Genomic DNA, 18,734 nt, shown 5'->3' with positions numbered 1-18,734 from the left:
CCGGTTGTCTTTCTCTGACGCCTGAATGTTGTAGGCTATGCAAGACAGATTACCCGTTATTAAAACCAGCAGTTGGGGCCTTGCTCTGCTGCTGGTTTTGCCGATCTTGGCAATCTTCTACACCGCAATCGGTGATACAGATGATATTTTCTCCCATCTGTTTGAGACAGTGCTGCCGACGTATACGCTCAATACCAGTTTACTGGTGGTGGGGGTCGTGGTTATTGCGATCGCCTTGGGTGTGCCGACGGCTTGGATGCTTGCCATGTATCAAGTGCCGGGCAGCCGGCATTTGCAATGGGCGATGGTGCTGCCATTAGCCATGCCCGGTTATATCATCGGTTATATCTACACCGATTGGTTTGATTATGCCGGGCCGTTACAGCGCCTGCTGCGCCATTGGTTTGAATGGCAAAGTGTCAATGATTACTGGTTCCCAGATATGCGTACCTTACCGGGGGCGTGTTTTGTGCTGGCATTGGTGCTGTACCCGTATATCTACCTGCTGACTCGCGCCGCGTTTATGGAGCAAAGTGTCACCTTGACGCATTCTGCGCGTTTACTGGGATGCTCGCCACTGCAAAGTTTTCGCCGTATCTCCCTGCCTTTGGCCCGTCCCGCCATTGCCGTCGGGGCATCGCTGGTGGCAATGGAAGCGCTAGGGGATTTTGGTACGGTTAACTATTTTGCCGTGAGTACATTAACCACCGCGGTATATGATACTTGGTTGGGTTACTCAAGCTTAACGGCAGCGGCTAAGATTTCTGCCATTATGCTGGTGGCCATTTTTGTATTGATCAGTGCCGAGCGCTATGGACGACGTAAGCAAGCGCAATTTACGCCGTCATCAAGCAGTGATGCGATAGAGAAGACCCCCCTGTCCGGTTGGAAAAAAGTGGGCGTGGTTGTCTGGTGTTGGGGCTTGCTATCGCTTGCGTTTATATTGCCGCTGCTTCAACTGATCATTTATGCGTGGCACTACTATGCGCAAAATGCCATCGACGATTTTCTCACCTTTAGCTACAACAGCTTTTATACCTCCAGCCTTGCGGCTGTGGTTGCGGTCGGCATTGCATGGACCGTCAATGTGTATCGCCGCTTACGCGGTCATGGTTTGAGTGTCGCGCCCATGCGTCTCGCCTCTATGGGGTATGCGGTGCCGGGCACGGTATTAGCGATTGGGGTGATGCTGGTATTAACTCGAGGCGATCACCTGATCAATGACATCGCCAAGGCGTATGACTGGGGACGCCCCGGTTTGGTGCTTTCTGGCACCATGTTTGCCTTGCTCACTGCCTTTGTGGTGCGTTTCAGTGCGGTCGCGATCGGCAGTATTGAGTCTAGCATGGCAAAAATACCGCCTTCACTCGACATGGCGGCGCGTACTATGGGATGCACGACCAGCGGCGTGATTCGTCGTGTTCATCTCCCCTTAATTCGTCGGGGGACTTTAATTGCGATGCTGCTGGTCTTTATCGAGTCGATGAAAGAGTTGAATGCGGCGATTTTACTGCGTCCGTTTAACTTCGAAACCCTTGCCACCTACGTGTACAACTTTACCTCGGATGAGCACCTCGAATATGCGGCCTTACCTGCCATTTTGCTGGTGGCGGTGGGGCTGATACCGCTTATTTTGATTAACCGTTCGCTGGAGCAGAAATACCAATGAAGTGCGCCCTGTCGATAGAAAACCTGACCTGCAGTTATAACGGCACGCCAGTACTCAAAGATTTGTCTTTGCAAGTCGCACCGGGTGAGATTGTGTGTTTGCTCGGCGCCAGCGGCTGCGGCAAGACCACCTTGTTGAAAGCCATGGCTGGGTTAATCCCTCTTAGCGCGGGCACGCTGTCGATTGGGTGTAACATCATGGAAGATGGCCAGCATTCGGTGCCGCCTGAGCAGCGCAATATTGGTATGATTTTTCAAGATTATGCGTTGTTTCCGCACTTGACCGTTGCTGAGAATATCGGCTTTGGTCTTACGTCTCTGGCCGCGTCTGCGCGCCATGAAAAAGTGGTTGATATGCTCAAGCTCGTGCGCCTTGAGGGACTGGGGGAGCGCTATCCGCACCAGTTATCCGGTGGTCAACAACAACGGGTTGCGATTGCGCGTGCGCTGGCTTATGAGCCTGATCTGTTGCTGTTGGACGAGCCGTTTTCCAATATTGATACCCAAGTTCGCCATGACTTGATTGAAGAGATCCGCCGGATCTTTAAATCACAGGGAGTGACGGCGATTTTGGTCACGCATAGCCGGGAGGAAGCCTTTGCCTTTGCGGATAAATTGGCGGTGATGAATCAAGGGATTATCGAGCAATTCGGGGATACGACTGAGGTGTATTACCAGCCGAAAAGCCGATTTGTGGCTGATTTCTTAGGGCAAGGCTCTTATGTACCTGTGACTGTGTCGGCGCAAGAACAAATGCAGACGCCGCTGGGACCTTGGCCACGGCCAGTGCATTGTCACCCGGGTCCACATTGGTGGTTACTTCGCCCACAATTTTTGAGTATCCGTGCGGATGCGCAAGGCGAGGGGCAGGTATTGTCGCAGCAATTTATGGGGGATAGCAGCCGGTACACCATTGATATTCACGGTCAAAAATTGTCGGTGCATGCCCGTGAACCATTATCGGTGGGGGATACGGTAAGCCTAACCATTCGCCCTCATGAGCCGGTGCTATTTAACGATGGGCCCAGCTTTATTGATGCTTAAACGAAAAAAGCCAACCGCGAGGTTGGCTTTTCGTCATCAGCGCACAATTTAAGCGCCTTGCTGACACAGTACATCGATGTACTTTTGTGCCATTTCGCTTAATGCCGCTTTATCGGGTTGCTGGTGCGCTTGTAAAAACAACACATAGCAAATCCCTGCGAGCATGCTTGCCAGCTCGCGAGGTTGGTGACGGTGAGTGAGTTCACCTTGCGCCATGCCTCGCTCAAACACGTGCACAAATTGCTCGACAGCATCGCGGCTGCCTTTTACAAAGCGTGGCCAAATGTCTTCGCGAATCGATGTACTCCATTCAAACCAGACTTTCATCCATGCTTTGTCTTCCAATGCGGTATCGATAATCTGCGAGGTAATGCAGTTAAGCGATGCACGCATCGATTGACTATCGCGGGTGCAATCATTGATTAACGCAATGAAATGCTTTTCTGTTTGGGCCAAAATTTCCTCGACCAGATCTTCACGGGTCGGGAAGTAATTGAAGACGGTTGCCACAGAGACATTCGCCATATCAGCAATATCAGCGTGACCGGCACGACCGATTCCCCGTTTTGCAAACACATCCAAACCACAAGTTAACAACTGCTCTTTGCGTCTCTCTGGTGACAGTCGCGTCCTTGTTCTTTCATTTGATTGAGCCATCCTAAAACCTGCCAACTTATATTTAGTTTGTACAAATTAATTATTGTTTGTGCTAATAATTTTCTTAATTAGCGAATTGAGTTTATACCAGCTCTCCGTGGCGTGACAACGGCTGGAAGGCCGATCTGGGCCGTAAATCGGTAATTTTGTCTGCAAAAAAAGTCATCTATTAATAAAAACGCAGGCAGGGATTATTTTTTCTTATCAATCAGTGTGATAGTTAACTAGTGTAAGGGTACGCATCAAGGTCAATCGGTGGAATTGGGATCCGCAATCGATTTAGTGCTAGACTATGCCACCTTTGTTATCGACCCCCGCAAACGTGGGGACAAACCATCGGGGCAGATATGAAACACACCGTTGAAGTGATGATTTCAGAACAGGACGTACAGGCGCGAGTAAAAGCCCTGGGCGCCGAGATCAACGAGCATTATAAAGACTCAAAAGACCTAGTGTTGGTTGGATTGTTGCGAGGCTCGTTCGTCTTTATGGCTGACTTATGTCGTGCCATTGACTTGCCACACTCGGTTGATTTTATGACCGCATCAAGTTATGGCAATAGCATGGAAAGCACACGTGACGTGCGCATCCTCAAAGACTTAGATGATGATATCAAAGGAAAAGACATTCTTTTGGTCGAAGACATCATTGATACTGGCAATACGCTTAGCAAAGTGTGCGAAATTCTATCGCTAAGAGAGCCCAATTCCGTGCGTATTTGTACCCTACTTGATAAACCAGAACGTCGTGAAGTGGATGTAAAAGTCGATTGGCTTGGCTTTACTATCCCAGACGAGTTTGTGGTTGGCGTAGGGATTGATTACGCGCAGAAATACCGCCACTTGCCATTTATCGGTAAAGTGGTGCCGCTCGATTAATCGTGACGGTATTCTCTGAGCGCTGAGCCTTTTTGGCTGTCAGGCGATGATAAGCCATAAAAAACCGAGCAGACGCTCGGTTTTTTTATCTCCATAATGAGTTAGTAGGCGCCTTCTCGTTCGGGAGCCAGCGCGCGCTGATAATGCGCGGGAGACAATCCCAGCATTTCTTGTAGACAAGATGCCACCGCGACCGATGACCAGGTGCCAGTGAGCACGCCTACAAAGAGTGTCAGCGCAAAGCCGTACAAGGCATCGCCACCTAATACCAACAAGCATCCGATGGTAAATAGCGTCGTGCCGGCGGTGATCATGGTGCGCGAAAAAGTCTCACAGACCGCAATATTGGTGCTGACATACACACATTGATCCGGTTTGGCTCTGAGCACATCGCGCAGCCGATCGCCGATCACAATCGAGTCATTGAGCGAGTAACCGATAACGGCGAGAAGGCCAGCAATGACATTGAGATCCATCGGCACCGCAAGTATCGCCAATAGGCCTAAGGTGAGAGTCACATCGTGCACTAGCGCCCCTATCGCCGCTAGAGCAAGACGCCACTCAAAGCGAATTGCCAAATAAAGCATGATGGCCAACGAGGCAACCAGCAGTGCCAACCCCCCTTGCTCAAACAGTACCTGACCCACTTGAGGGCCGACGACGTTCGCTTGAACCAAGGTGACAGGCATGGCGAGTGCGCTGCTGATGTGGGCGATGACCTGTTGCGGATCTTGCCATTGGGGCGCATGAGGTAAAATAAGCTGCCACTGGCCTTGAGTGGTACTTGGCGTGAGTGTTGCCAGTTCGCCGAACTGACTGTGCAGGGCGGCGAGCAGCGTATCACTACCCGCTAGGCTGGGTAAGGCGAAATCAATCACGATGCCGCCGGTAAAATCGATGCCCAAGTTTAGGCCATAATAAGCGATCGCCCAGAGGCTGATCAGGGTGAGTACCCCTGAGAGTGCCAAGCTGGCATAGCGGACGTGTGTCAGTTTCATAAACAGGCTCCTTAAATGGTCACGGCGCGGCGGCGGTCGCGTCCCCAAATTGGGTTGATGATGGCTCGCGTGCCGACAATGCCACTTATCATGCTGGCGCACAGTCCCAGGATCAGTGTGGTGGCAAATCCTTGTAATGGGCCTGAGCCGACCGCATACAAGCAGACCGCAGAAATTAAGGTGGTGATATTGGCGTCAAAAATCGTGCTAAAGGCCGCTCGATAACCCGTATCAATCGCATTGGCTAGGCTTGCGCCGGCACGTAAGCGATCGCGAATACGCTCAAAGATAAGTACATTGGTATCGACCGCCATCCCCACGGTTAACACTAAACCGGCGATGCCGGGTAGGGTCAGCACTGCGCCGGGCAGCAGCGCGAGTAGGCCGACTTGCATCATCAAGTTGGCAACCAGCGAGACAATCGCGACCCATCCGAAGCGGCGATACCAAAGCATCATAAAGATAGCCATACCTATCATGCCAACGGCCAGTGCAGAAAATCCGGCCTTGATATTATCGGCGCCCAAGGTCGGGCCAATCGCGCGTTCTTCAACGATTTTAATCGGCGCGGTGAGGGCGCCAGCGCGCAACAACATCGAGAGGTTACGGGCTTCTTCTGGGCTCGATAGGCCCGTGATCCGGAACCGATCGCTGAGCGCACTTTGAATTGTCGCAACGTTGATCACCCGTTCATTGGCAACCAGCTCACCTTGCTCATTGGCTTGATACTCACGGTACACAGTAGCCATGGGATCGCCCAAGTGACGTCGGGTAAAGGCCAACATGGTCTCACCACCGGGGCCATCCAAGCGAATATCAACCTGTGGACGACGCATTTCATCAACGCTGGTACGTGCATCAATAATGTGTTCCCCACCCAAAATGGCATGACGTGCTAACGGCACCACATTGTGCTGTGCGTCATACAGGCGTTTCGGGCTTGCGGCATCGAGGGCATAGAACGCGAGTGAGGCTGTCGCGCCAATAACATTTTTTGCTTGCTTGGGATCGTGCACCCCGGGCAGTTCGATACGAATATAGTCTTTACCCTGACGTTGTACACTCGCCTCAGCCACGCCTAAGGCGTCGATACGTTTGCGAAGAATATCGATATTCTGACGCACGGCTTGATGACTCATCGCGTCTTGCTCGGTATCGGTCATCTGCCAGCCATTTGCGGTGCTATTGAATCGCCATTGCGGATAATGCTCGGTAAACCAAGCGCTGGCTTTGCTGCGATCGCGGGCACTGAGCATCGGCAATTGCACCGTGGTGTTATCTTTGGTGTTGACCGTGGCGTTAGCGGGTAAGTGCTGACTGTCTAACCAAAGGTTGAGTCCTTGCACTAACGCCTCGGCTTGATGGGCGAGTGCTTGGTCGGTATCAACCCAAAGTAACAACTGTACACCGCCACGCAGATCGAGCCCTAGTTTTACCGGCTCGGCGCCGAGGCGCGACAGCCATGTGGGTGCTGCGGACAAATAATCGAGGGTGATTTCCGCGTCTGGCCCTAGAGTGCCTTTTAATTGCTGTTGTACGTTCTGTTGCTGGCTAATATCGGGCGTGATTAAGGTAACCGTCCCTTGCGAGTCATAACGCACTTCACTCACGGCCTCGGGATGAGTTTTCAGCCAGTTTTGCAGTCCCTGGTGCGAGTGATGCGACACGCTCACCACTGGGTGGTCGCCAAAAAAGCTTGGTAACGCCTGCACGGTCAGGACGATCAACATCAGGACTAATGCGGCGTAGTGCCATAAAGAATAGCGATTAACGGGGGATAATTTATTCATTCGTTCTCCTTGGCTGTGCATCACGCACAGCAAAACCTAATACCAAGCGTCAGCTCGATATTGTGATTGGGGGAAAGGCGCAACGGCCTTTAGGAAAGCGAACGATTAACGCGAATGAATAAAGCGATATTGCAGGTTGTGTTCTCGCCAGCCACCAAGGCGGGGGAGCGAAAAGGCAAGATACTGGCGTGGCAGACACACCCCAAGTGTGCACAAAAAGGCAATCAGGTGCCAAGCAAGGTGAATGTGCGGGGGAGGAAGAATCGCGACTAAATGTGGCGGTTGGGTATCGTCGTCAGGCAAGGCCGCAGGCAAGGCAACACTGGCTCTCGCGGTAGAAACGAGCGCCGGTGTTTGCTGAAGGGCATGGACTTGGCTGCTGGATCGGAACGGTGAAACCTGCGCTTGCGCTGCCACATTGACCAGTACCGCAAACAGCATCATGCCCGCCATCAGCCACATGGTGAGCGGAGAGCGGTGCGTTGTTGATGATGAAGCGTGCGCGATCGGAGTCATGGCGGTGTTGTACGACGATTAAGTCGCGATCACAAGTGTGACTGTGTCAGCAATGTGTCAATTCTCACAAGAAACCGGCGCGGCAGAGTCGGGTACTAAATGACTCATCGCCGCTTGGTAGTTCACTTCCAGCGACTCGCGGCTATCTGCGGTCATGCCTAAATCGCGCAAAATACCGTCGGTGGTGTTGTAGAACCAACCATGTACTTTCACGTCTTGGCCGCGCTCCCACGCTGCACGCAAAATGGTGGAATTACCCAGATGATACACTTGCTCAGCCACATTGATTTCACACAGGCGATTACCGCGCTCTTGTGGCGGCAGGCAGCCGAGATAATGTTTGTGTTTGAGATACAAATCGCGAATGTGAAGCAGCCAGTTATTGATCAAACCAAGCTCTGGATTATCGATGGCCGCGTGGACACCACCACACCCATAATGACCACAGACAATAATGTGCTTGATTTGCAGGACATCGACGGCGTACTGCACCACAGATAAACAATTGAGATCGGTGTGAATCACTTGATTGGCGACATTGCGGTGAACAAACAACTCACCCGAGTCTAATCCTGTAAGGCGCTCGGCGGGTACGCGGCTATCAGCACAGCCAATCCAGAGGTATTCAGGATGTTGTTCTTGGGCCAAGTTGGCAAAAAACTGGGGGTTACTGTCGCGAATATCTTGCGACCATGCTCTGTTGTTAGCAAATAAAGCTTTGATTTTGGCCATGGGTAACGTGTCTTTTGGCAAACATATCAATTGCCACTATACCTCACTGTTACGCCGTGAAATATACTGAGATCAATATTCACATGTTTTTACATTTATGACGCCCGAGCGATCACGCTGTTAACGGCGCGGGCCACTGCTCGGATAGGTTAATGCGAGAAAATTCGTATACTGTTCGCTCCATCATGATCTTAACCGCAGTAGAGGTAGTGCGTGTTTGATAAAGGACGATTTGCACAACTGTCATTAAAGGGCGATCTGTTCGGCGGCGTGACGACTGCCATTATTTCATTGCCTTTGGCGTTAGCCTTTGGTGTCGCCTCAGGCGCCGGTGCAGAAGCTGGACTCTGGGGAGCCATCTTAGTTGGGCTTTTTGCATCGCTTTTTGGTGGCTCATCCACCCTGATCTCAGAGCCGACCGGCCCCATGACGGTGATCATGACGGCGGTATTAACTGCCATGATGGCACGCTACCCGGAAGGTGGCTTGGCAATGGGCTTTACCGTGGTGATGATGGCCGGCGCATTCCAAGTACTGATTGGCAGTCTGCGCTTAGGCAAGTACGTGACTTTAATGCCCTACAGTGTCGTTTCTGGGTTTATGTCGGGTATTGGCGTGATATTGATTCTGCTCCAACTTGCGCCGCTATTAGGGCAAGCTGCGCCATCGGGCGGTGTCCTCGGTACCTTAAAAGCCTTGCCAGATTTACTGGTCAATGCCGACATTAAAGAAGTCTTTCTCGGCGCGCTCACGCTAGGAATTTTGTTTTACTTTCCCGCCAAATACCGTCGTTTCATTCCCGCGCAACTCGTGGCGCTTGTCAGTATTACCTTGGTGTCGGTGGTACTCTTTGATTCGGACAGCATTCGTCGAATTGGTGAGATCCCAACCGGCCTGCCGTCGCTCTTGATCCCCCATATCACCCCCGAGCATTTTACCGCCATGGTCATAGATGCACTGGTGCTCGGGACGCTCGGCTGTATTGATACCCTGTTAACCGCCGTGATTGCGGACTCGCTGACCAGACAAGAGCATGACTCGGACCGTGAGCTGCGCGGACAAGGCATTGCCAATATGATCGCAGGGCTATTTGGCGCCTTGCCCGGCGCGGGGGCTACCATGGGTACGGTGGTCAATGTCCAAGTGGGGGCGCGTTCGCCGCTGTCGGGCATTTTGCGGGCGCTTATTCTGGCTGCGGTGGTGTTGGTGGCCGGCGCGTTGACCGCGCCCATCCCGATGGCAGTGTTGGCGGGCATCGCCTTGTATGTCGGCTTTAATATTTTAGATTGGAGCTTTTTGCATCGCGCCCACAAAATTAGTTTGCAGCAGACGGGGATCATGTATGGCGTGATGGCACTGACTGTGTTCGTTGACTTAATCGTGGCGGTGGGATTAGGGGTCTTTATCGCTAACTTACTGGTAATAGAACGACTCAGTCGCGAGCAAGCGAAACAAGTGCGCGCAATCAGTGATGCCGAGGATGACGAAGTACCGCTCAATGATGAGGAGCGTGCCCTTTTAGATGCCAGTAATGGACAAGTACTGTTCTTCTATTTATCCGGCCCCATGATTTTCAGCGTCTCTAAAGCCATTGCGCGTCAGCATGCGCATATCAATGAGTTCCGTGTGATGATTTTGGACTTAAGTGATGTGCCTATGCTGGATATGACCGTTGGGCTGGCGCTCGAAAACGCGATCAAAGATGCACGAGAAGCGAATTGTACGGTGTTTTTACTGTGTCCACATGACGAAACGCGTGAGCAATTGCAGCGCTTACACATAGGTGATTGGGTTCGCGATGCGCACATTTTCACCACACGTAAGCCGGCGCTCGAAGCGGCTAACCGGTTAGTTGAAGTAATGCCATAACCTCATAGCGCGACGTGGCCTTGACGGTGATGTCGCGCTTTTCGCGATTTTTTAGCGATGCTAAGTTTTTGGCAAACCTTATTTTACAATGCTTTTATTTTAAATTTGCCACATTTCTACGCATTTCGAATCATTTGCTTGAAACTTGACCACGTGTTTTCCTACCTGATTTGATCTTACACACATTCCTATATACTGGCGCCCGCGCACCGGGTGAGTCCCGTGCCAGTGAGTAAAGCCGTCATGGCCGTGAAACTGCATACGACTTGAAAGGATCAAAGGTTTTGAAATTCGAACGATTCAAAAACTGGACCCTCAAAGGGGACCTGTTTGGGGGCGTCACCACGGCGGTTATCTCTTTGCCCCTCTCGCTGGCGTTCGGGGTAGCGTCAGGGGCGGGGGCGGAAGCCGGAATGTGGGGCGCCATTTTAGTGGGCTTGTTTGCTGCTTTATTTGGTGGCTCTTCAACGCTTATCTCTGAGCCAACTGGGCCGATGACGGTGATTATGACCGCGGTGCTCACTACCATGGTGTCGCGCTATCCCGAGGGCGGCATGGCAATGGGCTTTACCGTGGTGATGATGGCCGGCCTGTTCCAAGTGATATTGGGGACGCTCAAACTGGGCAAATACGTGACCTTAATGCCCTACAGCGTGATTTCCGGTTTTATGTCGGGGATTGGCGTTATCCTGATTATTCTCCAACTGCCACCCTTGCTGGGCCAAGCCACGCCTGATGGCGGGGTGTTAGGCACGCTTAAAAGTCTTCCCGATCTGATTGCTCACACTCAGCAAAGCGAATTACTGTTGGGGCTGGTGACACTGGGTATTTTGTTCTCCTTTCCACAGCGTTACCGGCGCTATATGCCGGTGCAGCTGGTTGCGCTCGTTGTGGTCACTTTACTGTCGATTGCATGGTTTGATTTGGCAGCGATTCGCCGGATTGGTGAGATCCCAACCGGGCTGCCGACCTTGGTGTTGCCTCAATTTAACAGTGAAATGCTCACCACCATGATGGTCGATGCCTTGGTACTCGGGACCTTAGGCTGTATTGATACCTTATTGTCAGCGGTGATTGCCGATTCACTCACTCGCGAGGAACATGACTCGGACAAAGAGTTACGCGGCCAAGGGTTAGCGAATATGGTTGCTGGGTTATTCGGCGCGTTGCCAGGGGCTGGCGGTACCATGGGGACGGTCGTCAATGTGCAGGTGGGGGGACGCTCTCCGTTGTCGGCCATAATCCGTGCACTCTTGCTCGCGGCGGTCATCTTAGTCGCTGGCTTTCTGACCGAGCCCATTCCGATGGCGGTATTGGCGGGTATCGCGATTTATGTCGGTTTTAATATTCTCGACCGCACCTTCATTCAGCGTGCGCATAAAGTCAGTTTGCATCAAACCGTTATCATGTATGGTGTGATGGTGCTGACCGTACTGGTGGACTTGATTGTCGCAGTCGGCGTTGGGGTGTTTATCGCCAATATTATCGCGATTGAACACCTGAGCCGAGAGCAAGAAAAGCAGGTGAAAGCGATCAGTGATGCCGATGAGGACGATGTACCGCTTAACGATATGGAGCGTGCCTTATTAGACAGCGCGAACGGAAAAGTGTTGTTTTTCTACCTCTCAGGCCCAATGATATTCAGTGTCTCAAAAGCGATTGCACGTCAACATAGCAAAATTGAGGAATTTGATGTCATGATCCTCGACCTTAGCGACGTGCCCATGATTGATATGACTGTCGGTCTAGCGCTGGAAAATGCCATCAAAGATGCGTTAGACGTGAATTGCCAAGTCTTTTTGCTCTGTCCCCACCAAAAAACGCGGGACCAATTAGAGCGCTTGCATGTAAAAAATTGGCTCACTGACGACCACACCTTTGATAGCCGTTATGACGCATTACGCGCCGCGCACAAAGTGACCGAAGTTATGGCTTAAACGTAACGGGAGCTTATGAAAGCAATCGAAATTAAGGACCTGGTGAAAACGTACGGGTCCAATGTCAAGGCGCTTAAAGGGGTATCGCTCTCCGTGGAGGAGGGCGATTTTTATGCGCTATTGGGGCCTAATGGGGCGGGAAAATCGACCACCATTGGCATATTGAGCTCACTGGTCAACAAGACCCAAGGTCAGGTGAGCATTTTTGGCTACGACTTAGACACGCAAAAGGTGGAAGCCAAAAAGCAAATTGGCCTTGTGCCGCAAGAGTTTAACTTTAACCAGTTTGAAAAAGTGCAGCAGATTGTGGTGAACCAAGCTGGATACTACGGTGTGCCGCGTGCTCAGGCCAAAGAGCGTGCGAAAAAATATCTCTCTCAGCTCGACTTGTGGGATAAACGCCATGAGCCGGCACGGAACTTATCGGGCGGGATGAAGCGTCGTTTGATGATTGCCCGCGCGTTAATGCACGAGCCTCGCTTATTGATCTTGGACGAGCCGACAGCTGGGGTGGATATCGAACTGCGTCGCTCGATGTGGGATTTTCTCAGTGAGATAAACCGCCAAGGAATCACTATTATTTTGACCACCCACTATCTCGAAGAGGCGGAGATGCTGTGTCGAAATATCGGTATCATCAATCGGGGTGAGCTGGTGGAAGACACGTCCATGAAAGCACTGCTTGCCAAGTTGGACGCGGAAACCTTCATTCTTGATTTGCAGCCCGGACATAAGCTCAGCACCTTAGAGGGCGTGAATTGGCAAAAAACCGACACTAACACCCTTGAAGTGGAGGTGAATAAATCAGTCGGACTGACGCCGGTATTCGAACAATTGTCGCAACAAGGTGTGCAAGTGCTGTCGATGCGAAACAAGGCGAATCGTCTTGAGGAGTTGTTTGTCACCTTGATTCAGCAAAACGGGGAGGGCCACGCATGAATGCCTTGTATTGGGTCGCTTTTCGTACCCTGATCCACAAAGAAGTGGTCCGCTTTACGCGTATTTGGGTACAGACCTTGGTGCCACCAGCGATTACCATGAGCCTCTATTTTATTATTTTCGGTAACCTGATTGGCTCTCGAATTGGTGAAATGGAAGGCTTCACTTACATGGAGTACATCGTGCCCGGGCTTATCATGATGTCGGTGATCACCAACTCTTACTCGAATGTGGCATCGTCCTTCTTTAGTGCCAAGTTCCAACATAATATTGAGGAGTTGTTGGTCGCGCCGATTCCAAACTACGTGATCATTGCCGGCTACATTGGTGGTGGCATGTGTCGCGGCTTGGCTGTGGGAGCCTTGGTGACCATGACATCGCTCTTTTTTGTCGACTTGCAAATCGCGCACCCTCTGATTGTTATTACGACCGTGGTGCTGACGTCGGCGGTGTTTGCGCTGGGGGGATTAATCAATGCTATCTTCGCCAAAACCTTCGACGATATAAGCTTGATCCCAACCTTTGTCCTCACGCCATTGACCTATTTAGGCGGGGTCTTTTACTCGCTATCACTGTTGCCAGAGTTTTGGCAGGGCGTGTCAAAACTGAACCCGATTGTGTATATGGTTAACGCCTTCCGTTACGGCTTTTTGGGTGTCTCGGATGTGGGGATTACCACCTCGTTTGGTGTCTTACTGCTGTTTATTGCGGGGCTGTATGCCTTGGCATGGGGATTAATTTCTCGCGGCACCGGATTGCGCAGCTAAGCGAGGGGTAATCATCGCTAAGATGACGCGCTATTTGATTGATCGTTAAAAAAGCCCCAGCTATCCAAACTGGGGCTTTTTGGTTTAGTTAAACAAGCCTTTCAGCCATCCGACTGGGTCTGGTTTATCACACCGTTTCGCCAACTCACCACTCGGATCCCACATAGGGAGTTTTTGGTTACCGTAACAGTCCAGTTGATAGCGACTCGCGTTATGCTGCACGGTGACCGTAGTGACTTGTGCAGGCCACGCTACGCTGAGGTTGCTCGCACCGCGGCGCGTGAGGTAATCGTCATAGACACGTAACGCCCCTGATGCACCGGTCAGTCCCGTTGATTGGTTGTCATCACGGCCTAACCAAATAGTGGTGACTTCCTTATCATCCATGCCAACAAACCAGCTATCACGGTTATCGTCGGTTGTACCTGTTTTACCGGCGAGTGCAAACTGGCCATGATGTTGCTGCAAGTAGCGGCCCGTTCCTTGTTGAACGACTTGTTTCATCGCATATAAGGTTAACCAACCGGCTTGCTCTGGTACGACACGTTCTGCTTTGGGCCAGTTGCGATAAAGACTATGGCCTTCTTTGGTCGTCACAGCCCGTAGTGCGGTGAGAGGCGCGCGCTGACCAGCACTGCCGAGGGTTTGATACATTTGAGTAACGTCAAACGGACTCATGCTAAATGTACCAAGCAGCACGGATGGCACGCGTGGAATGGCATCAGTATTGGCACCCAGCTTGCCGAAGGTGTCAATCACTTCACCTAAGCCCAGTTGCATGCCGAGGTTCACCGTGGGCACGTTATACGACTTGGCCAGTGCCGTGAGCAAAGACACACTGCCTCGGTATTGGCGGTCATAGTTTCGCGGTTGCCAACTGCTGCCTTGACTGCCCTCAAGACGAATGGGTTTGTCGTCAATGTCGCTGGTAAGCTGAAAACGGGTCGGATGGCTTAATGCCGCGAGATACACCGCAGGTTTGGCCAATGATCCGATCGGGCGTTTTGCGTTCAGGGCGCGGTTAAATCCGGCGAAACCGGGCTTGGCGCCGCCAACCATGGCGCGAACTTCTCCACTGCGACGGTCGGCAATCACTGCTGCGGCCTCTAATTGGTTACCGGCCCGTCCTTTTAATGCTTTGACCTTAGTGGTCACCGCTCGTTCGATGGCCTGTTGAGAGACAGGATCGAGGGTGGTGAATATGCGCAGGCCAGCACCAGCAGCGTATTTGTCGCCGACCTTTTGACGAATTTCTTCTTTGAGTTGATCAAAGTAAGCCGGTTGGGGGCTTGCCAGCGAAGGCGTGCTTTGAATATCTAGCGGGCGGCTGGCGGCCGCATCATAGTCTGCGCTGGTGAGTAGGTTTTGCTCCATCATTAACCGTAAAACGAGATCGCGACGAGTTTTCGCGCGCTCGGGATGACGGAACGGGTTGTAATAAGACGGCCCCTTGACCATGCCAACCAACAACGCAAGTTGGTCAACGCGCAGCTCGTTGATGGGACGTCCAAAGTAGAGCCTGGCGCCCAATGGAAATCCATGCACAGGTTCACCGCGGTTTTGACCGAGATACACTTCATTGAGGTAAGCCTCGAGGATTTTATCTTTGCTGTACCGAAAATCGAGCAACAGTGCCATGTAGGCTTCTTGGACTTTTCGCCACAAGGTGCGGTCACGGGTTAGGAACAGGTTTTTGGCGAGTTGTTGGGTGAGGGTTGAGCCACCTTGTACAGTGCGACCTGCACGAATATTGGCCACCAAGGCTCGCAATATCCCCGTTGGAGAGACCCCCTCGTGGTGGTAAAAGTCGCGATCTTCGGTTGTGATCAGGGCTTCTACCAGAAATTCAGGAAAGCGCTCCCGGGGTAAAAATAAACGCTGTTCGTGGATCCCAGACTCCATCATCCCCAATAACTTGGGTTCGATACGCAACAGTCCAAGCGGTTGGTTGCTGCTTACCTCGGTGATTTTGGTCACTTGGTTGCCGTTAAAGCTTAGCATGGCGTGCCGAGCGGTGGCCGGACCGTCTTCAAAGTCGAACGGACGGCGGATTATTTCTAACCGTGTCTGCGACGCTGAGTATTCACCGGGGCGCTTGGGGGTACGCACTTTTTGGTAGTTGAGTGCATCTAGCTGCTGGCGCAACTGAACCAAGGAAAAATCGCTTCCCGGTGACAGGCTAATCACACGGCCATAGACAACGCCCGGGAGCTGCCAAATTTGACCACTAAATTTGTCTTGGATTTTGCCATCTAAGTAAATACCGAGGATAACGATAGCCGCTATACCGACCAAACTGCATTTAAAGCCGAAGGCAAGTAAGCGCTTGGTCCAGCTTGGCTTGGCGGTCGCTTTTTTAGTGCGACGGGTCGGCGCAGTGCGTTTCTTAGTGCTTGTGCGTGTTTTTTTATTAGCCATACAATCGGTTAACTCTGGTTAAAATGGCGTTTCGTTTTGCGTGTGGGCACATGATTGGCTGGGTCATCCGGCCAAAGGTGTTTAGGGTAGCGTCCCTTCATTTCTTTTTGCACCTCTTTATAGGCCCCTTGCCAAAAGCCCGCTAAATCTTGGGTTATTTGTAACGGTCGTCCGGCAGGGGACAACAGCTCAAGCTGGACCGCTACCTTACCATTGGCAAGCGTCGGTGTTTGCGCTTGTCCGTACATCTCTTGCATCTTCACCGCCAAAACCGGTGCCTTGTTAGGCTCGTAGCGTAATCGATAGCGAGAGCCAGTCGGCACCGTTAGGTGAGTGGGTAGGGCGGCGTTAAGTTGTTGCATCGTCTCATACCCAAACCAAGCTTCGAGTACTGGTTTTAGATCCAACTGTTTAAGTGCTTGCCAACGCGACAGGCCATGCATAAACGGCGCAAGCCATGTATCAAGGGTGTTAAGCAAGTCCGCATCGCTTAAAGGCGGTAGCGCAATGTCGAGCCCCCACGCCTGTGCGCAGCGCGCCCGTGTGAGTAAGGACTGACTTTCTGGCTGCCAATTCAATGCCTGAAGGCCTTTTTGATGAACCGCATCAAGCAACCCTTGCACTTGCTGCTCCGCGGTGAGCGTATCAAGCGGTTGACGACTAAGCACCAGCTCTCCCAAACATTGCTGTTTTTCTGCGCGTAGCGTGCCACGCTGTTCATCCCACGCGATCACTTCTCGGTGTGTAAACAAATCGGGACGAGCCTCATTCAAGGACGTTAGGGATAACGCAATGGCGCAGTAGGCCCGGCTATCGCTGCGCTCGCTGGCCATCACATCACAGATCACCAGCGTGTCCGCATGGCTCAGGGGATCCTGGCTGTCGAGTGTGACGCCGTGACCATTTGCCATCACAAAGCGCCCCGATTGCCCACGTGATTGCGCAATGCGATCGGGCCAAACGAAAGCGGCCAATAACGGCAATGCCTGCTCATCAAGTGTGTGGGTCAAACGGATGCCAAGTGCGTGAGCCAGCGACTTGGCCCGTGACTGGTGCTCTCGCGATGACATCGCGGCGCGCACCTGATCGATAAGCGATAATGATCCGTTTCCTCTGACCGGTTTATCCACCCAAGCGGCTAACCAGCAAGCGGTCGATTGCACTGATGTGGCGGCCGTTTCCACGCGTGCGAGCATCGCTGCAGCGCGAGGTTGGGCGGCCAATTGGCTAGCCCGTTGCCCGAGCGCGGTGAATGTCTGTCGTGTATCCGTCAGGCCTAATTGTGTCAGTCTTTGGCAGGCAGCTTGCCAATGTTTCGCGGGGGGCGCGTCAAGCCAGTGTAAATCTTGGACGTCACAGCCCCATTGGATAACATTCAGGGCCAAGTCGGTTAAGTCTTCACGCAGAATCGGTGCATCAGGGGTCGCAGGCAGACGCTGGAATTGCTCCTCACTATAAAGACGTAAGCAATGTCCCTCGCTGAGTCGTCCGGCCCGTCCAGCACGCTGAACTGCAGAGCTGCGCGCAATATGCCGAGTGACGAGCTTATCGATACCCGTCTGCGCGTGGTGGGTCACCAAACGTTCAAGACCCGAATCAATGACCAGCTTAACCCCATCAATCGTCAAACTGGTTTCTGCAATATTGGTGGTCAGTACCAATTTTCTCCTTCCCTTGGGTGCAGGTGCGATAGCCGCTTGCTGCGCTGAAAAGTCGAGGCTACCGTGAAGCAGGTGTAAATCCATGTCGTCGGGAAGCGTGTTTTGTAGCGCTTGATGGACGCGGCGTATTGCCTGCATCCCGGGTAAAAACATCAGTGCCGAGCCTGAGTGTTGTCGGATAAAGTCGAGACTAGCGCGTGCCACCGCACTTTCCCACTGGTCACGACGAGCGATTGGCTGATAGTGATAGTGAATTGGAAAGCTGCGCCCTTCGGTAGCGAGTACCAATGCGTCAGGCAGACATTGACATAAGGCGTGATTGTCTAAGGTCGCTGACATCACAATTAAACGTAAGTCTTCGCGCAGGCCCGCTTGGCTGTCGAGGCTTAGGGCCAGCGCTAGATCGGCGTGTAAACTGCGCTCGTGAAACTCATCGAACAGGATCAGGCTTACGTCTTCCAGCATGGGGTCTTGTTGCAGTAAGCGCGTCAGGACACCTTCGGTAACTACTTCTAAGCGGGTGTTGGCACTGACTTGTGTGTGGCCACGCATTCTCAGTCCCACGGTCTGTCCAACTGGTTCATTTAACTGTTGCGCTAAAAAAGCAGCGATGTTTCGCGCAGCTAAACGTCTTGGTTCAAGGAGTAGGATTTTGCCGGTTAACGAGGTGCGTTCGAGCAGGGCGAGTGGCAGGCGCGTTGACTTACCGGCGCCCGGTGGTGCCGATAGAATGATTTGTGGGTACTGGCGCAAGCCGTCAATTAACGGCGGAATCACGGCATCAATCGGAAGCTGAGACAAGCGTTTGCCCTTTGTGTCAGAATCAAAGCAGTTATTTTAACGAACCAGACGGAAAAGGA

General features: G+C 52.2%; 14 protein-coding genes. 7 read left to right on the top strand and 7 right to left on the bottom strand.

Annotated elements, in window-relative coordinates:
- Positions 1 to 37: 37 nt before the first annotated feature.
- Both E8E00_RS11290 and E8E00_RS11285 read left to right on the top strand, forming a co-directional pair.
- Positions 38 to 1,669: an iron ABC transporter permease gene (locus E8E00_RS11290; RefSeq protein ID WP_069586422.1), complete on the top strand. Its 1,632-nt coding sequence runs from the start codon at positions 38 to 40 to the stop codon at positions 1,667 to 1,669.
- A complete protein-coding gene (locus E8E00_RS11285; RefSeq protein WP_096630844.1) occupies positions 1,666 to 2,712 on the top strand; it encodes an ABC transporter ATP-binding protein in 1,047 nt (348 codons plus the stop codon). The genes E8E00_RS11290 and E8E00_RS11285 overlap by 4 nt, the downstream gene beginning before the upstream one ends.
- Before the next feature lie 48 nt (positions 2,713 to 2,760).
- Here E8E00_RS11285 and E8E00_RS11280 read toward each other — a convergent pair whose 3' ends face one another.
- Entirely contained in the window at positions 2,761 to 3,369 is a 609-nt protein-coding gene (locus E8E00_RS11280; RefSeq protein WP_069586424.1) for a TetR/AcrR family transcriptional regulator, read from the bottom strand.
- A 347-nt stretch (positions 3,370 to 3,716) separates the two neighbouring features.
- Between E8E00_RS11280 and hpt the strand changes: the two genes are divergently transcribed.
- Positions 3,717 to 4,247, top strand: coding sequence for a hypoxanthine phosphoribosyltransferase (gene hpt / locus E8E00_RS11275; RefSeq protein ID WP_069586425.1), 531 nt, complete (start codon positions 3,717 to 3,719; stop codon positions 4,245 to 4,247).
- Between the two features lie 101 nt (positions 4,248 to 4,348).
- Here hpt and secF read toward each other — a convergent pair whose 3' ends face one another.
- The 4 genes from secF to can all read right to left on the bottom strand — a co-directional run bounded on the left by secF (position 4,349) and on the right by can (position 8,283).
- Positions 4,349 to 5,245 carry a protein translocase subunit SecF gene (gene secF, locus E8E00_RS11270; protein WP_096630847.1) on the bottom strand — a complete coding sequence of 299 codons (897 nt, stop codon included), beginning with the start codon at positions 5,243 to 5,245 and terminating at the stop codon, positions 4,349 to 4,351.
- 11 nt (positions 5,246 to 5,256) lie between these two features.
- Positions 5,257 to 7,035, bottom strand: a complete 1,779-nt coding sequence (secD, locus tag E8E00_RS11265; protein ID WP_096630850.1) for a protein translocase subunit SecD — start codon at positions 7,033 to 7,035, stop codon at positions 5,257 to 5,259.
- Between the two features lie 105 nt (positions 7,036 to 7,140).
- On the bottom strand, positions 7,141 to 7,551 hold the full coding sequence (locus E8E00_RS11260; protein WP_136588385.1) for a hypothetical protein: 411 nt from the start codon (positions 7,549 to 7,551) through the stop codon (positions 7,141 to 7,143).
- A gap of 57 nt (positions 7,552 to 7,608) precedes the next feature.
- Positions 7,609 to 8,283: a carbonate dehydratase gene (can, locus tag E8E00_RS11255; protein WP_096630856.1), complete on the bottom strand. Its 675-nt coding sequence runs from the start codon at positions 8,281 to 8,283 to the stop codon at positions 7,609 to 7,611.
- A gap of 213 nt (positions 8,284 to 8,496) precedes the next feature.
- Here can and E8E00_RS11250 point away from each other — a divergent pair, with 213 nt between their 5' ends.
- From E8E00_RS11250 to E8E00_RS11235, 4 genes are all read left to right on the top strand, one after another.
- Positions 8,497 to 10,152 carry a SulP family inorganic anion transporter gene (locus E8E00_RS11250; RefSeq protein WP_096630858.1) on the top strand — a complete coding sequence of 552 codons (1,656 nt, stop codon included), beginning with the start codon at positions 8,497 to 8,499 and terminating at the stop codon, positions 10,150 to 10,152.
- A gap of 284 nt (positions 10,153 to 10,436) precedes the next feature.
- Positions 10,437 to 12,089 carry a SulP family inorganic anion transporter gene (locus tag E8E00_RS11245; RefSeq protein WP_069586431.1) on the top strand — a complete coding sequence of 551 codons (1,653 nt, stop codon included), beginning with the start codon at positions 10,437 to 10,439 and terminating at the stop codon, positions 12,087 to 12,089.
- Positions 12,090 to 12,104: 15 nt separating this feature from the next.
- Positions 12,105 to 13,028: an ABC transporter ATP-binding protein gene (locus E8E00_RS11240; protein WP_069586432.1), complete on the top strand. Its 924-nt coding sequence runs from the start codon at positions 12,105 to 12,107 to the stop codon at positions 13,026 to 13,028.
- Positions 13,025 to 13,795 carry an ABC transporter permease gene (locus tag E8E00_RS11235; RefSeq protein ID WP_069586433.1) on the top strand — a complete coding sequence of 257 codons (771 nt, stop codon included), beginning with the start codon at positions 13,025 to 13,027 and terminating at the stop codon, positions 13,793 to 13,795. Before E8E00_RS11240 ends, E8E00_RS11235 begins: the two co-directional genes overlap by 4 nt.
- An 84-nt stretch (positions 13,796 to 13,879) precedes the next feature.
- Here E8E00_RS11235 and mrcB read toward each other — a convergent pair whose 3' ends face one another.
- Together mrcB and hrpB are read right to left on the bottom strand one after the other, a co-directional pair.
- Positions 13,880 to 16,213 carry a penicillin-binding protein 1B gene (gene mrcB / locus E8E00_RS11230; protein ID WP_096630861.1) on the bottom strand — a complete coding sequence of 778 codons (2,334 nt, stop codon included), beginning with the start codon at positions 16,211 to 16,213 and terminating at the stop codon, positions 13,880 to 13,882.
- Positions 16,214 to 16,221: 8 nt separating this feature from the next.
- On the bottom strand, positions 16,222 to 18,675 hold the full coding sequence (hrpB, locus tag E8E00_RS11225; protein ID WP_096630864.1) for an ATP-dependent helicase HrpB: 2,454 nt from the start codon (positions 18,673 to 18,675) through the stop codon (positions 16,222 to 16,224).
- Positions 18,676 to 18,734: the final 59 nt, after the last annotated feature.

This window comes from Salinivibrio sp. YCSC6 (assembly GCF_004916735.1).
GTDB lineage: Bacteria > Pseudomonadota > Gammaproteobacteria > Enterobacterales > Vibrionaceae > Salinivibrio > Salinivibrio proteolyticus.
This window is presented reverse-complemented; position numbering and strand designations above follow the sequence as displayed.